This is a genomic window from Pseudonocardia sp. TMWB2A (genome assembly GCF_017312135.1).
In genome coordinates this window covers 2,255,210-2,271,835 of record NZ_QKQY01000001.1, presented here as the reverse complement: position 1 = coordinate 2,271,835, position 16,626 = coordinate 2,255,210, and the positions used below count along the sequence as shown (strand labels likewise).

Annotated in this window: 7 protein-coding genes and 1 pseudogene; 4 read left to right on the top strand and 4 right to left on the bottom strand. The window is 62.7% G+C overall.

Annotated features, from left to right (window positions below):
* Window positions 1–34: 34 nt before the first annotated feature.
* Entirely contained in the window at window positions 35–3,007 is a 2,973-nt protein-coding gene (locus DMP17_RS10470) for an ATP-binding protein (RefSeq protein ID WP_337829025.1), read from the top strand.
* A 162-nt stretch (window positions 3,008–3,169) separates the two neighbouring features.
* Here DMP17_RS10470 and DMP17_RS10465 read toward each other — a convergent pair whose 3' ends face one another.
* Window positions 3,170–7,369 (bottom strand): Dyp-type peroxidase, encoded by a 4,200-nt coding sequence (locus tag DMP17_RS10465; protein ID WP_337829024.1) that lies wholly within the window; start codon window positions 7,367–7,369, stop codon window positions 3,170–3,172.
* Window positions 7,370–8,248: 879 nt separating this feature from the next.
* Between DMP17_RS10465 and DMP17_RS10460 the strand changes: the two genes are divergently transcribed.
* The 3 genes from DMP17_RS10460 (at window position 8,249) to DMP17_RS10450 (ending at window position 12,392) form a co-directional block, all read left to right on the top strand.
* Entirely contained in the window at window positions 8,249–9,016 is a 768-nt protein-coding gene (locus DMP17_RS10460) for an energy transducer TonB (RefSeq protein ID WP_337829023.1), read from the top strand.
* Between the two features lie 202 nt (window positions 9,017–9,218).
* Entirely contained in the window at window positions 9,219–9,680 is a 462-nt protein-coding gene (locus DMP17_RS10455) for a hypothetical protein (protein ID WP_337829022.1), read from the top strand.
* 147 nt (window positions 9,681–9,827) lie between these two features.
* Complete coding sequence (locus tag DMP17_RS10450) at window positions 9,828–12,392, top strand: transglycosylase domain-containing protein (protein ID WP_337829021.1); 2,565 nt, start codon at window positions 9,828–9,830, stop codon at window positions 12,390–12,392.
* 305 nt (window positions 12,393–12,697) lie between these two features.
* Here DMP17_RS10450 and DMP17_RS10445 read toward each other — a convergent pair whose 3' ends face one another.
* The 3 genes and pseudogenes from DMP17_RS10445 to DMP17_RS46370 form a co-directional block, all read right to left on the bottom strand.
* Window positions 12,698–15,466: a [protein-PII] uridylyltransferase gene (locus tag DMP17_RS10445; RefSeq protein WP_337829020.1), complete on the bottom strand. Its 2,769-nt coding sequence runs from the start codon at window positions 15,464–15,466 to the stop codon at window positions 12,698–12,700.
* A complete protein-coding gene (locus DMP17_RS10440) occupies window positions 15,463–16,455 on the bottom strand; it encodes a hypothetical protein (protein ID WP_337829019.1) in 993 nt (330 codons plus the stop codon). The genes DMP17_RS10445 and DMP17_RS10440 overlap by 4 nt, the downstream gene beginning before the upstream one ends.
* A gap of 6 nt (window positions 16,456–16,461) precedes the next feature.
* Window positions 16,462–16,527: pseudogene (locus tag DMP17_RS46370) on the bottom strand (zinc-ribbon domain-containing protein); the annotation flags it as partial.
* Between the last annotated feature and the right edge of the window lie 99 nt (window positions 16,528–16,626).

The window sequence follows — 16,626 nt, the reverse complement described above, 5'->3', positions numbered from 1 at the left end:
CGCGCTTGCTCGCAGGAAAGCCGCGTGACCGGCGATGACGGCAAGCGGCGCTCCTTCCTTGCCCCCGTTCGCGGCGGGGAGTGGTCCGGCGTCACAGACGGCACCGACACCGCCGCCCAAGGCCGAGCGCCGCCACCTCACCATCGCCTTTTGCGACATTAGCGGCTCCACCCAGCTTTCCGCCGACATGGAGCCGGAAATTTACGCCGAATTGCTGCACGAATTGCGCATGATGTTCGAACGTATCGTCGCGCGACATGGCGGCGAAATTGTGCGGATTGACGGCGATGGCGCGATTCTGTTGTTCGGCCATGTCACCGCGCATGAAGATGCGGGCCGCCGCGCGACCGAAGCCGCGCTTGACCTTCATGACGCCGCCGCAACGCTCGACCGCCATTATGGCGCGCCGGGGCAGGAGATCCGCCTCCATACGGGGATTCATTCGGGCGTGGTGCTGCTGCAACCGGGCGATGTGGTGCGCGGCAAGTTTGAAATGCTGGGCGACGCCACCAATGTAGCCTCGCGCCTGTGCGAACTGGCAGCGAGCGATGAAATATTGGTGAGCGATGCGACGCTCGGCGCGGACCGGCATTTTTTCCGTACCGGCGAGCGACAGGAAGCCGAAATCCGCGGCACGACGCGGCGGCTCGGCGTCTATGCGGTGACGGGCCGCGAGCGCACCGAAACCCGCTTTGCCGCGCGCGCCAAGCGCGGACTGACGCCGTTTGCGGGGCGGCGGGTCGAGCTTGCGAGGCTGCGCGGTGCGCTCGATGCAGCAGCGGATGGCGCGGTGCGGCTGTCGATTGTGGCGGGGCCTGCGGGCATCGGCAAAACGCGGCTGGTCAATGAATTTCTGGATGACGCGGCGGGGCAGGGCGCGACCATCTATCATGGCTATTGCGAGGCTTATCTCGGCGCGCGGCCGTTCCAGCCCTTTGCCCAGCTTGCCGACGCGATCGGGGCCGATCTGGACGCGGTATATGATGTTGCGCCCGATGCTCCCACGCACACCGGTGCGCGTGCGCTGTTGCGGCGTCTGTCGGGGCGGACATCGCGCGTCGAGGGCGATACGGCCCCGCTCCAACCCGAACAGATCAGCGCCGCGCTTGGCGACGCATTGCACACCGCGCGCGCGCCGGTAATTTTGTGGATCGACGATTGGCAATGGGCGGACGATGCGAGCCGCGCGGTGCTGAACGGCCTGTTGCGCGCGGCGGACCAATCGCTGCTCCTCCTCCTCACCACGCGCGAATTTGACGCAGTGCAGGCCGAATTGAGCGCGGCGGACATATTGGAGCTGCAAGGCTTGAGCGCCGCCGAAACCGTCGCCGCCATCGATGGTATCCGCACCAGCCTGCCGCCTTTTGTGGTCGACCGGATTTGCGAGGCGGCGGGCGGCAATCCGCTCTTTATCGAAGAATTATGCCATGATGCGGCGCTGGGCGCGGACGGGCAAGGCCTGGACGGAACCGGGGACCGCAATGGCTGGCTCGATACGCTGATCCAGTCGCGTTTTGCGCGCCTCCCCGACGATCAGGCTGCGCTGGTCAAGGCCGCCGCCATATTGGGCACGGTCTTTCCCGACTGGTTGTTCACGGCCGTTGCGGGAGTGGAACGGGAAGATGCACATCTTAAAGCATTGATGGCGCAGGATTTTATCTATCCCGGCGACGTGCCCGGCACCTTGCGCTTCAAGCACGGCCTCACGCGCGATGCGATTTACCAGACCATCGGCTTGTCCGAACGGCGCGATCTGCATGGACGCACCGTGTCGGCCTTGCACCATGCAGAAGGCGGGGCGGACGCGCATCATGAGGCGCTCGCTTACCATTATGCCGAGGGTGGCAATGCGCATCGCGCGGCGCATTATGCGGCGCTGGCAGGGGACCGCGCGCTCGGCAGTTCGGCGCTCGACCGTGCGCAGGCGCAATATCGCGCGGCGTTGAAGGCGCTCGATAGTCTGGCGCGGCGCAGTCCGGACGATGCGGCGCTGGCCCGCACCCGGATGCAGATTGTGCGCAAATTCGGCATGGCCTGTGTGGTCGACCCGTCGCGCGACCAGCTTCCGGTTCTGGAGCGCGCCGCTGCCGATGCCTTGGCCGCCAATGACCAGAAAGCCTTGGCCTGGGCGGAATATTGGCTGGGTTTCATCCTCTACGGGCTGGGCGAAGCGCGCGCATCGCTCGACCATTTCCGCACCTCTATGGCGGCGGCAGAAGCGTCGGGCGAACAGCGTATGGCCGCGCAAATCCCTGCCAATCTGGGCCAAGCCCATGCGACCGCTTGTGATTATGGCCCGGCGCTGGCCTTGCTCGACGGTGCGATTGCGGCGATGGAAAAGGCTGAGGCCGGCCATGGCAATGCGACGCTGAGCCATGCTTATTCGCTCTCCTGCCGCGGCTTTGTGCGCGCCGATATGGGCGCGTTCGACGCTGCGTTCGGCGATTTTGATGCGGCGATTGCAGTGATGGGGCCGACCGAACATGAAATGACCGCATCGGTGCTGACAATGCGCTGTGCGGCGCTTTTGTGGCAGGGCGAATATGCCAAGGCGCTCCATTATGCCGAGCAGGGGCGGCGCGTCGCCGAGCGGGTCAAGGCGCGCTATCTGTTCGCAATGGCGCGGGCATTGGGGGCGTTTGCGCGCTGGAAGATTAGCGGCGATGTCGCGGCGGTGGATACGATCCGCAACGCGACCGACTGGCTTGAAGCGAGCGCAAGCCAGCAATTTATCTCGCTCAATCATGGCTGGCTCGCCGAGGCGCTGGTGACGCTCGACCGCGTGGCAGAAGCGCGGCACCATGCCGCCCGCGCGGCGTTACGCGCACGCAAAGGCGACCGGCTGGGCGAAGCAATGGCATGGCGCGCAATGGCCTGGGCAGCCGCCAAGGCAGGGGATGGACAGAAAGCCGCGCGCTATCTCGGCCATGCCGAACGCAGCGCCCAAATCCGCCAGTCTCCGCATGAAGCCGCGAAAAATAGCGCGGCGCGGGCCGGGATTTTATAACGCCGCTCCTGATAGCGCGCCCGTTATAAGCCGCTAATCATGCCCCGCCCTTATACGCTGTCTAATCATGCCCCGCTCGCTAAAAACCCGCTAGTGCTGAGCTTGTCGAAGCACGGATAAGCAGTAACGCGCCACCTTACCCCCTCTTCAACCACCCCCGCATCAATTTAACTGCCACCCGCTAATCCGCACGATGAGTGAGGCGGGTTGGGCCTGTATGCGGCCGACATCGAGCAAGGCGGCAATGATGCCCAGCATCGACCCCATCGCCATCTTGTAAGCAGGGCAGGCGTGGACGGGTTGCCCTGAGGGTTGCGCGGCGGCCGAGCGGTAGCCACCAAAGATGGTATCCACCGACCCGCCTTGCTCGGCGGTGGCGGAGACCAGCCCCAAAATCACCAGATCGCCTTTGCGGATGCGCTCGCGTCCCAACACGGTGTCGCGCGTAGCGGTGCGATAGACAAGATCGGGCGCGGGCCGTTTGCGCATCGCGGCCTCGATGGGTGCGCGCAGCGCATCGCGTGCCTGCATATAGGTCGCAGGCTGGCAGTTCCCCGATAGGCGATGGAGCGCGGCTTGATGCTGCCACAACGTCTGGTCGGTGAGCCAATCGAACAGCACCGCGCGCAAATTGCCGTCGGTCGGCGCGAGCATCCCCGTCATGCTGCCAACAAGGTTGCGCGCGAGTAAATCATCATCGGCGATCATCGCAAAGAGCGGCTTGGAAATCAGGCCCTGAAGCTTATCGGGCTGGCTGCGATAGGCTTTGACAAGCGCAAGCGCGGCGGTGCGCAAGGCCGCGCCATGTTTGCGGCCATAATCGCGGATTGTATCGGTCGGGCGCGGATAAAAAGCCTCGCGCGACGGAGCCATGAAGTCACCGGGACAATGCGGTCTGCGCGTGCCATGCGGGGCCGGAGCCTCCCAACTCCAGCCGCCATTGTCGATAAAGGCGCTTTTGCCATCCGGGCCGAGCGCGTCAGGTATATCGAACCAGCGGCTACACAACATCCCCAGCACCGGCATCAGATATTCACGGCGCAATTCTAGCTTGAAAAAAGCCTCCGATTGGGGTTGTCCAAGCTGGGCGGCGGTCGCATCGGCGGCTTGGCTGCGGCGCTCCAGAAAGGCCGAACCGAGCGCATAAGCGAGCGCATAGGCCTCCGCTTCGCCATAAGCGAATAAGGCGGCGTTGGTGTCCGCGGATTCCCTGTAATAACGCGCGTCTGGGTCTTGCGCGACATAGATGGGGCCGACCGTCTGTTCGACGCGCCGACCTTGTTCGGCCACCGAAAAGCGTTTCGCATCGGACAGGACCTGATTGATTTTGGCGGTGCTGCCAACAAGGATAACGCCCTGTTCCTCGCCCGCCGCGCCGCGATCCGCGCCATCGGAAAAAATATCGACATTTTTGAGGCTGAACTTGCCATTGGCCACCGGATGCGGTTTCGTCCCCGGCTTTTTGGCCATGAGCGGCAGGCGGTAAACCCCGTCGCGATAATCGCGGATGGCGGTCCATACTTGCGGGCTGGTGCTGCGTTCGGACGGGTCTTTGGTGCGAAAATCTTCAAGAATGGACTTCCACTGGAAATCGCGCGCCTGTGGCGGCAAGGCTTCGATTTTGGCGATAAGATCCTCGCCCTTACGTGCGGCGGGGTCGCTGCTCACTGGCGCATCGAGCGCGGGGTCGCATATTTTGGCGAGCGCGGTGCGCGACGGCACAAAGAAATAAGCGCCCCAGCGCAACCGCGTCACGCGGTCGGGAATGTCGATACGCACCACGCGCTCGGATGGCGGCGCGCCATTGGTTCCGGCCTCGCGCAGCACACAGCGGAAAACACCCTTGCCGCTTTTGGGGCCGACCCCGATCAGCGGGTCGCCTTGCGCGGCGGCAACGCCGCTGCTGTTGCCGCCATTAATCCATCGCTGGATGGTTTCAAACTGTTCGGCAATGCTCGCATTATAGGCCATGAACAAAATGCCGCGGTCGGCTTTGGGGTCGCTTTCATAGCGCGGGCCATAAGACATGCCGCGCCGCAAGATGCGGGGCGCGGGGCGCTTGTGGAACGGCTCGCGCGGATTGGTGCGGCGGACATGCGCGGCAAAGGGACAGGCCAGCCCCTCGCTGTCTGCGCTATAGTCGAAATCATTATGGTCGGTCGGGTCTGTGGTTGGGCCTGTGGTCGCGCCTGTGACCAGCGGACGGCCATCGCGGTAGCGGCCCATAAGAAGCGCGGCGGTATGGTCGGCATCGAGGCCATGCGTGGCTCCTGATGCGATCAGCCGGTTGAACGCGCCCACATCTTGTGCGATTTTGCGGATGACAAGGAAGCTGCCGTTGCGGAACCATTTGTCGTCGGCGGGAAGCCCCGCATCGCCGCGATCATTGGGATAGCCGAGCAACAACTCGCCGGGTTTCACCACATCGCGCGGAATGATGCCCGCTTGTCCTGCAAGCCCCGGCTGGCTGATGCCATCGCGGAAACCGAAATGGTCGACGCGCGCGGAAGGCGGGAGCGGGGGTGCGGGCGGCGTCATGCTGCCACCGGCTGATTCGGTATCGAGTGATGCGCTATCCGGCGTATAATTATCCGCGCGGTGCATCGATTCGACTGCGACCAGTTGCGCGCCAATCTCGCTCCAATCCCCGCCAATAGCGGCAATGAGCGCGGGCAGCGGATCATCGGCCAGAACAGGGTCGGCTGCATCCAGTTCTTCGGCGGAAAATTTTGCGGGGTCGCCGCTTTCGGCAATGAATTGGCGCGCGGCTTCGCTGCGATAATCGGGATAGGGCAGGAGCGATGGCGGCACGGGGCTGGCGGCTTCTGCACCGTCCCCGCCCGAAACATCATGTTGCGGCGCGGCGCTGGCGGACTGGCTCCCCGCTTCGGCTTGCGGCATCGGGCAGACGCGCTCGACGGCGCGAAGCTGGATAATGAAATCCACTTCGGACAATTCGACCGGCGGGCGCGCCTGCCGCTCTTCATTGTGGCGCGGCGGCCAGTTGCGTTCGGGCAATGTCCAGCGGCGCGGATGATTTTCCCGAAAATCGCCGAGCAGGCCCGAGCGCGTCTCCATGCCTTCGCGAAATTCCTTGGGGAAGCTGCGCAATACATCATGCGGCAAGCGCATCCGCTCCAGCCCCTTATGGGTGAAGGCCAAGGTGCGGTAAATGCCGTCATCGGGGGTTTGGCTCTCCCAGCTAATCGGGAAGGCCTTCAAAAACTGGCGCAGCTTGGCCGCATCGGTGATCTGCATGAGGAGCAGCGCGCCGTGGGTGACGGGCGCGTCGGGCTTGTCATAGCCTGAAAGCAGCCCCGCTTGCACTTCGCGCGGGTCTGGAACGGGATCGGGGATGGGGTCAGGCGCAGGCATATTTCCGTCCACCGCGCCGTCTCCCGCACCCGCTTCGCCAATGCGCGGGGGCGGTTTCATCGCGAACCAGCCAAGCGGTTCCTGATAGGCGGCGCGCGCTTGCGGGTTCAGCATCGCGGGATCCCAGCCATCGAGCAGCATCTGCGCCGCGCGCAACAAAAAGCGCCCGTCGCCCGGCTCATGGTCGGGGTCTTCGGGGGGCTTGTCGTTGGGAAGCAGCCGGTCGGGCGGATAATAATCGGTCAGCCGATAAAGGACGGTCAGCGCCTCCAATGCGAGCCGGTGGACCTCGAACCCCGCCGGATTGCCGGGTTGGAGCGCGGCCTTGCGGAAGCGCGCGGCCTCGGTCGTCGGGTCATCACCGGTCATTTTGGCGAGCGCAAGATCGACCTGCTCCGGCGGAAGGCTGCGCTGCAACCGTTCCAGCTTGGACAGGTAAATCTGGTCTTTGACGGTCAAACCCGTGGTCGAATAAAAAATCGCCGAATCAAGCTGGTTATCGCGCACCCATTGCGCATAGGCCGGAAAGCCATTGTCGCCTGCGGGCATATAGCCTTCGCAATTGCATAATAGCAGATCGAGGAACGGGCCGAGCGGATCCCAGATAAGCCGCATATAAGGCTCCCACGCGCCATCGAATGTGGCGGCGAGATAGAGGTAGCGGCGCGGCTCCATCTGCGCGTCATAGCCTTTGCCGAACAGCGGATCATTTTTCGGTTCGAATCGCACCGAAAACAGGTCGCGGTCGGCAATACCGATGCGGAAATCGAGCAAGGTCAGGATGCGCTCGGCCGTGTCGGCAAAGGGGGTGATAAGCTCATGCTCGCGCGCGCTGACGCGGACCTTGTGCAAGGCTTCGGCGACCAGTTTCAACCGGCTTTCATAGGTCACATTTTCAAAGGCGCGGATAAAACCCTGTTTGATCGGCGCCCACACGACCAGATCGGTAATGCCGTCAATCGTCTTGTTCGAAATTTCATACTGCATCGCATTGCCCCTCCCACCGGCAACCGGCCTTTAAGGGGGAGTCCTTAGAAGGGGGAAAGACCGGTGCAGATAGCCTTATGCACGAAAAAAATGCGGGATTTTCTCCCGTCGCTTAATCCGCCGCGACCCGTAACGCCATCGGTGCCGGATGCTGCCAGCCCGCGCAAAGGCGCGCAACGGCAAAGCGCGATACGTGCGAAAATTCACATTGTGGCGTGCGGTGGTGGGGCGCGGCTTGATTGCCCTCAAGGCCTCACATCCTTGCGCGCCGCATTTATGCACGCCGAGACCCATGCGGGGAGAGGGGGGGAGGGCGGCGCGGGGGTCGGCAGGCTGGCTGGATTGCCGCGCGCCTGTCGGCGCTCGCAATGACGACAGGTCTTCGGGCTGTGCCTTTGAACAATGATTTTGGTTTACCCGTCCGGTCTATATCTGCGCTGTCATCACATATACGCGCACACAACTATTCTGCGCCCTACGTTCCGTGCCGCAAATCCCGCGCCCAAATCCCGCGCCCAAATCCCGGTTAGGCCCCCCAAGACGCGCCACCCGCACATTTCGCGGCACGCCCCCATGTCGCGCCACGCCCATATGCCGCACTACGCCCTCTTTTGCGCCTGCATCGCGCATCCTGTCCCATGCCTTATCCATTCTCCAGCATAAGGCTTGACAAGCGCATGATATAATATATCGTTACGAATCAGATCATGGTCGAGACGGACCGGGTCGGGAAAAGGAAAGGCGAGGCGACCGCCTGTATGACTCCATTCCGATACCCCGCCAGCCATGATCCGGCATGACCGGTGCGCGAAAATGCGGGCATAAGCGTCATAAACGCCCCCCGCACTTAACGCTCCGGTCTAAGTTAGGAGACAGAGGATGCTGGGACTTATCCTGTGGAAACAGAAATGGATGCGGACGGCGGTGATGTCTGCGGGCGTCTCACACTGGGCGCTGGCGGACCAACGCTATAGCTATGGCGCGGACCAGAAATTTTCGCCAACCGCGATGCTGCTCACCGGCGGGATTGTCGCGCTGGTCGGGCTGGGCCTGATGAGCATGAATACCGATGTGATTGCGGAAAAAACGGGGATTCTCATTCTTCAGCCCATCAGCGCGCCCAAACCGCCGCCGCCGCCTGAACCCGACCAACCGCAACCCAAACAGATTGAGCATCAGCCCGTCACGCATATGACGATGCCGAAGCCGGTGATTGATCTAAAGCCTGACACCGACTTTACCGCCAAACCGACGGATCCCGGTCCGGTGCCGTTCACGCCCACTATAGGCAAGGATCTTGACCCTGCGCCCTATGTGCCGCCGCCCACGCCTATGCCGCCCGTTGCTGCGGACCCGGTTATCACCAAAGTGATGCGCGATCCCAAATATGCGCGCGCGTTCCAGCCCGACTATCCCGCCGCGATGCAGCGGCTGGAGAAAGAAGGCCGAGTTTCGGTGAAAGTGCTGGTCGGCACCGACGGGCGCGTCAAACAGGTGGAAATCCTGTCGGCCACCGACCCCGCCTTTGCCGAAGCGACGCGGCGGCAGGCGATGGGGAGCTGGCGTTTCAAACCGGCCACGCGCGACGGCGTGGCGCAGGAAGAATGGTTCACGACCAGCGTTGTGTTCCGTCTTGATCAGGCCTGATCCTCTCCTCCAGGCTTGAAAAGTGGGCGGGGGCAAAAGCGCCCGCATAGCGAAGGGAGGGACGGTCAGGCACGGATCGTTCCTCCCTTTTCGTCTCTCCGTCCCGCCCGTCCTTACCCGCAATGTGCAAGACGGCCCGCAAGCAGCATAGCGATGAAGGGAAATACTGGTAATGCATTCCCATCCTGCCTATTTAAGCCCCATGAAATTTTTCCGGCCCGACGCGGAGGACGACCGCAGCCCGCGCGACCATCTCGGCGCGATTGCCGACCTGTGGAATTATGTGAAGGAAGACCGCCCACACCGCTGGGCGAGCATGGGCCTTGCGATCACCATTCCGGCGGTCGTCATGTATGTGATTTACCGCAGTCTCATCCCCGAGCCGCAAGGGCCGAGCATCATCTATGTCGAAAGCTGGCCGCTCGACCGCAGTCAGGCCGATGTCGAAAAGGATTGGCTGGAACGCGCCAAACAGGCAAATGAGGATAATGCCAAGCGGCGCGAGGCTTACCGCGCGGTCGCGGATTCGCTCGGCATCGAGTATGAAGCCGCCCCCGGCACCGAAGCCGCGCCGCCCGCCGGAAAAGCAGCGCCTGCGGATAAAGCCGCCGCTGCGGGTAAAGCTGCCCCTGCGCAGAAAGCCGCCGCTGCGGACAGGCAATAAGGCTTGTCCTGTCCTTTATTTATCCGCAAATCGTCATAGCAACGCCGCCCATCCATGCCATGTTCAACCGGAAAAGGGCAGGCGGGTCATCAAAGCGTAAAATTTCTCTCCCTTTTTGCGTTATACTGATGTAATACAGCTCGAAGAATGACTGACGACGCGCGCAACGATACGCCTTCCAACCCTTATGCCGACCTGCCCGAAGGCTATGGCGGGGTGCCGCAGGACCGCTGTGAGGAACCGCGTCCGGCGCCGTCCGCGCCAGAGGATGAACCGCAAACGCCGCCGCCGCATCGCGGTGCCAACCGCCCAGACTGGCGCAAAGGCCCGTTGCAGCCCGAAGATCTGGAACCGACGCCTTCCCCCTCAGCCACGCCCCCGCCCCCGCCGCCAACCCACTGGATCGAGCGCGAGGCCGAAGCGCGGCGGCAACGTCTGCGCGAACTGGAAGCCGAAATAGAGGCGGAACAGGCTGGCAAGGGCGTATGGCCAGCGGCGGCAAGACGTCAGCCGCCCGCGCCGGCCCCTCAGGCGTCCGCGCCAACGGCTCCGCCCGCGCCCGCCGCTGCATCTGCCCCCAAGAGCGAAGCGAAACTATGGCCGCCGCGCCCGTCGGCGATCCTCAAGCGCCCCGACCGTGACAGCGGCTCAACCTCTCCGCCGCCGCCGCCGCCGCCCGCATCGGATAGCGGTGCGCTGTGGCTCGACCCGACACCCGACCCCAAACCCTCGCCCTGGCCTTGGCGGCTCAAATGGCTGAAGCGGCTTGCGCTTGTCGGACTGGTGCTGCTCATCCTGTGCATCGCTTGGCTTTCCATCGCCGCGCCGCCGTCCCAGACTGCGCAGCCGATTGCGCCGCCGCGCCTCACCTTGCTCGCAAGCGACGGATCGGTGATTGCGCGTAACGGCGCGATTATCGACAAGCCGGTCACCGTCAAGGAATTGCCGCCGCACGTGACCGAAGCGTTTCTCGCCATTGAGGACCGGCGCTTTTATGCCCATTTCGGCATGGACCCGATCGGCATTGCGCGTGCTTTGTGGAGCAATATCGGCGGCGGATCGCGGCAGGGCGGATCGACGATTACGCAGCAGCTCGCCAAAATCACCTATCTTAATTACGAGCGCAATATGGGCCGCAAGCTGCGTGAACTGCTCATCGCTTTCTGGCTCGAAGGCTGGCTCACCAAGGATGAAATCCTGGAACGCTATCTGTCGAACGTCTATTTTGGCGACAATGTATATGGCCTGCGCGCGGCCTCGCTCCATTATTTCAACCGCAAGCCTGAAAAGCTGACCGTGCCGCAAGCCGCGATGCTGGCCGGAATGGTCAAGGCCCCGTCGCGGCTTGCGCCCACCAAAAATCTGAAAGGCGCGCAGACCCGTTCCAAAGTGGTGATGGGCGCGATGGTCGATGCCAAATATCTGACCGCCGCCGAACGCGCGCGGCTGCGTCCTGCAACGCTGGACCTGTCCAACAAGGCCTTCACCCAGAGCGGCACCTATTTTGCCGATTGGGCAACGCCGCAAGTGCGCGATATGGCCGAGGAAGGCTATACCGAACAGCGGGTCAAAACCACGCTCGATGCGCGGTTACAGGCGGCGGCGGCGCGCGCGGTCAATGGCGCAGGGCTGGGCAAGGCGCAGGTTGCGCTGGTCGCGATGCGCCCCAATGGCGAAGTCGTCGCGATGATTGGCGGGCGCAGTTACAAGGAATCGACCTTTAACCGTGTGACACAGGCCAAGCGCCAGCCGGGTTCGACCTTCAAGCTGTTCACCTATCTGGCCGCCTTGCGCGCGGGTAAATCGCCCGATGATCCGGTGTCGGACGCACCGATCACCAGCGGCGATTATCGTCCGAAAAATTACGGCAACAGCTATGGCAAAGACATCACGCTCAAACAGGCGTTTGCCAAATCCTCCAATGTCGCGGCGGTGCGCCTTTATGAAGAGGTGGGCGGCAAGGCGGTGATCGAGGCCGCGCGCGACCTTGGCATCAAAAGCCCGATTGTCGACCAGCCGAGCACCGCGCTTGGCACCTCGACCGTGACCTTGCTCGAACTGACGGCGGCCTATGCGGGCGTTGCGAGCAATCGCTGGCCGCTCACCCCCCACGCCATCGCGGTGGAAGAACCGGGCCTTATCGCGAGCCTGTTCGGGCGCGAAAGCAGTTTCCGCTCGGCCACCCACAAGGATATGGAAGAATTGTTAAAGGCCGTGGTCGATAGCGGCACGGGCCGCGCGGCAAGGCTTGCGGTCCCCGCTTTCGGCAAGACCGGCACCAGTCAGGACAGCCGCGATGCTCTGTTCGTCGGCTATGCGGGCGATCTGGTCGTCGGCGTTTGGGTCGGCAATGACGATAATAGCCCGATCAAGGGGATTTCGGGCGGCGGCCTGCCCGCGCGCATCTGGAAGGATTTCATGATGCAGGCGGTGAAGGGCGCGCGCGCCTTTGTTGCGCCCAAGCCCAAGCCGCTCCCCGATGCGCCGTTCGGCTTGCCGGACAGTCCGCTCGACATTCCGGTCCCCGACGTCGATATTCGGCGCATCCCCGGCGAACTTCCCGTCGAAAAGCCGAGCATGAAAATCAACCCCAATGGCAGCATCGACCTTGAAACCAAGGTTGGAGGGCAGGCAGTCGGCGTCACCGTCGACCGCGAGGGCAATTTCAGCTTGAAACCGCCCGAACCCCAACCACCACCCAAGCAGCGATAGCGGGGCAGCCGACAGGGATACAGTGCACGCAGAGGCGCGGAGACGCGCAGATTTCCCCTCCTCCGTTCGCCCTGAGTAGCCTCCGTAGGAGGCGTATCGAAGGGCCTTGTTATGGAGGAACAAGGTGCTTCGATACGGCCTTCGGCCTACTCAGCACGAACGGTAATTAATAATATCGGATTCCGAAATATCCCGCATCTTGCGCCGCGCCATTCCAAATCTCTGCGCCCTCTGCGTCTCTGCGTGAACCGAAAAAAATCTTCGCGCCCCAGCGTGAATCCATTACAGACCCGCGCGACTAAACCTCACGCAGCCTCAGCCTTCTCCCCCGGCCCTGTCGCGGCTTCGAGCAGGCGTTTTTCCATTGATGCCAACCGCTGGCGGCTTTCGATTTTCGCGCCTGTCAAATCGGTCAGATAGAAAGTGTCGACCGCGCGTTCGCCATAGGTGGCGACATGGGCGGAATGGACCATGATCTTGGATTCGAACAAGGCTTGGGCAAGGTTGGAGAGCAAGGCCGGGCGGTCGCGCGTGTTGATTTCGACCACGGTGAAGCGATTCGACGCTTCGTTGGTAATCATCACCGCGGGTTCGATATGAAAGGCTTCGGCGCGCGGGTGGGCGAGCGGTTTGGCTTCCAGTTTGGAGGTGATTTTGTGGCGGCTCGCAACCGCATCTTCGATCGCCTGTTTGAGCCGGTCAAGCTGGCTTTCTTCGGCAAAGGGTTGGCCGTGCGCGTCCTGCACCAAGAAATTATCGACCGCCATGCCGCTGCGCGTCGTATGGATGCGCGCGTCGATAATATTGCCGCCCGCCAGATGGATCGCACCCGCAATGCGGTAAAACAGCCCCGGATGGTCGGCGGCATAGACTTGCACAAGGGTCGCGCCCCTATCGGGATAGACGGTCGCGGCAATGGCGAGCGGCGCATCGCCCGCCGACAGCATGAGCCGCGCATTTTGCGCAATCACATCGGACGCTTCGGCAATCCAATAGCTTTCGGGAAATTGCTTGGCATGGTCGGCAAAGGCGTTGGCGCACAGGCCAAGTTCGGCCTCCAGCGCCTCCTTGCGCTGGGCAATCCGTTGTTCGCGCCCGCGTTCCTTATGGCCCAGACGCAGCAATTCTTCGCCAGCGTCGAATAATTCGGTGAGCAATTGCCGCTTCCAGCTATTCCACACACCGGGGCCGACCGCGCGAATATCGACCACCGTTAACAGCAGCAGCAAGCGCAGCCGTTCGGGCGAGGCGACCACCTGCGCAAAGTCGAGGATGGTCTTATAATCGGCCAAATCACGCTTGAACGCGGTCGCGGACATCAGCAGATGATAGCGCACCAGCCAGCTTACCGTTTCGGTTTCGGCAGGGGTCAGGCCAAGGCGCGGGCAGAGCCGCAATGCGACTTCCGCGCCCAAAACACTATGGTCGCCGCGCCGCCCTTTGGCGATGTCGTGCAGCAAGACGGCGACGAAAATCACGCGGCGCGAGGCGAGTTGCGAGAAGATGGCGGTCGCGAGCGGATGGTCTTCATGAAATTCGCCGCGCTCGATGCGGGACAACAGGCCAATCGCGCGGATCGAATGTTCATCGACCGTATAATGGTGATACATGTCGAATTGCATCTGTGCGACGACGCGGCCGAAATCGGGCACAAAACGGCCAAATACAGTCGCTTCATTCATCCAGCGCAGCACGGTTTCGGGGTCGCGGCGGCTGCACAGCACATCCATGAACAAGGCATTGGCGCGCGGGTCGTCGCGCACATCATTGTCGATCAGCTTGGCATCACGCGCGGCGGCGCGCATCGCTTGCGGGTGGATTTCCAGCCCATGCTTGTCGGCAAGCTGGAACAGTTCGACCATCCGCACCGGATCGCTCGCGAAAAACGCATCGTCGGGGATGGAAAGCCGCCCCCGGTCCAGCACAAAGCCGTTAAGCTTGCCGGGCCTGCGGCGGAAATTGGTGATGATGCTCGGCATGAAGCGCGCGCCTTTTTTGGCGAGCTGGTCATCAAGGTGCGCCAGGAACACGCCGGTCAGATCGCCGACCATTTTGGCTTGCAGGAAATAATGCTGCATGAAGCGTTCGACCGCCGATTTGCCGGGCCTGTCTGCATAGCGCATCCGCGCGGCCAATTCGCGCTGCACATCGAAGGTCAGCCGGTCCTCGGCGCGGCGGGTGATGAGGTGGAGATGGCAGCGCACCGCCCACAGGAAATTTTCCGCGCGGGTAAATTGGCGCAACTCCTGTTCGGTGAGCAATCCCGCGGGCACCAGTTCGGCAACGCTTTTGACCTGGAACACATATTTGCCGATCCAGAATAAAGTGTGGAGATCGCGCAGGCCCCCCTTGCCTTCCTTGACATTGGGTTCGACGACATAGCGGCTATCGCCCATGCGTTTGTGGCGCTCGTCGCGTTCGGCCAGCTTGTCGGCGACAAATTGCTTGCCCGTGCCTTTGACAATTTCGCTGTCAAAGCGCAGCGAGGCTTCCTTGTAGAGCGTTTCATCGCCCCACACATAGCGGGCCTCCAGCAAGGCGGTGCGCGCGGTCAAATCGCTTTGTGCCATGCGTATCATTTCGTCGAGCGAGCGCACCGATTGCCCGACCTTCAGCCCCATATCCCACAACACATAAAGCATGGATTCGATGACCTGTTCGGTCCAGCCGGTCGGCTTCCACGGGATCAGGAAGCCGATATCGACATCGCTATAGGGCGCCATTTCACCGCGCCCGTAACCGCCCACCGCAATGATGGTGATGCGCTCTGCGGACGTCGGATTATTATTGGGATAGAGCCATTTGACCGTGAAATCATAAAGCAGGCGGATAAGTTGGTCGATCAGGAAAGCCTGCGCCGCCGCGGCCTGATGCCCAGCGGACGGGTGGGTGTCCAGACGCGCCGCAATCTCCACCGTCCCGCTTTTGAGCGCATCACGCAGGATGACGACCAGCGCCTGTCTTTTTTGCGCGACGCTGCGTTCATCCGCGCCCAGCTCGTCCAGCACCTCGACCAGCGCGCGCCGGTCGATAAGCTTGCGCCGCTGGGCGACATGATGAAAGCGGTCACTCACCCTTCTTCGTCGTCCGGTGCGGGTTCGTCGAAATTATCGCTGCCCGGCGGGGCATAATCGCCCGACGATCCGGTCGGCACGGGGGCGACTTCCGGCGGGATGAGGCAGGCATCGCCGCCATCCGGCACATAGCCGACCCCGCCTTTGGGCAGCGCAAATTCGGCATAATCGCCCGCCGTCAGGCCGGTAATCTTGATCTTCGCGCCCGTTTGCAAGGTGAGCTTGACCGGCGCGCCCGCATTAGGCTGGGTCAATACCGGACATTTGGCGCGGATGGTCGCGTCCATCGTGTCGCTGCTGACCAGCGCGGGGAGCGCGGTGTTGGTCAGGTTGATGAGGCTCACATATTCATTGGTGCCCGCGATGCGCAGCCATTGATCGCCTTTTTCGCCCGCGACCACATCGCCGGTAATGGCGCTGGCCCGCGCGATTTTACGGGTGATTTTCGATCCCGTCACGGTCGGCTTGTCTCGCACATTGGCTTCGGCGGCGACAAACAGGCTTTCGGCGGGCTTGACGATGGTGGGTTCTTCAGGCGTCGCTTCCGTCCCTTCGGACGATTGTTCGGCGAGCGTTTTATCGTCAATCGGCTTGAGGCTCGGCCCGTCGCTCATAATGCCATAGAGCGCCGCAAGCGCGACCGCGATGAGCGCAATCCCACCCAAAATCCACGGCAAGCGGTTGGGGCTTTCGGCCACCGGTTCGGGCGCATAAGGCGGCGGGACGGGCGTGTCCGACGGCTGGCCATACGCGGGCGGTTGATAGGGCGGTGGTGGTGGCGGCGGGGGCGGCGGTGCTGCTGCAAAGCCCGGCGCGGGGACTTGGGGCTGTGCGGGCGGCGGTGTCACTGGCGCGGATAGCGGCGTCACCGGCGCGGCAGGTTCAGCAGGCGGTGCAGGCGGGGCCTTGGGCGCGTCTTCATCATAAAAGCGCGCATAGCCCGAATCCTGTTCGGGCGGCGGCGGCGCGGTGGGCGCGGGTGCTGACACGATAGCGGCCCCGCAGGATGGACAAAAGCGCGCACCGGACGGGATCGTTGCGCCGCAAGCCTTGCAAGTCATATCCAAATTCTGCCTCCAATCGCAGCGGCCTTATATGGGCCGGTCCACTCTATTTCTTCGCTTGGCCTCTGTCTGGCGGAGGAAACCCCCTTTTGTCCA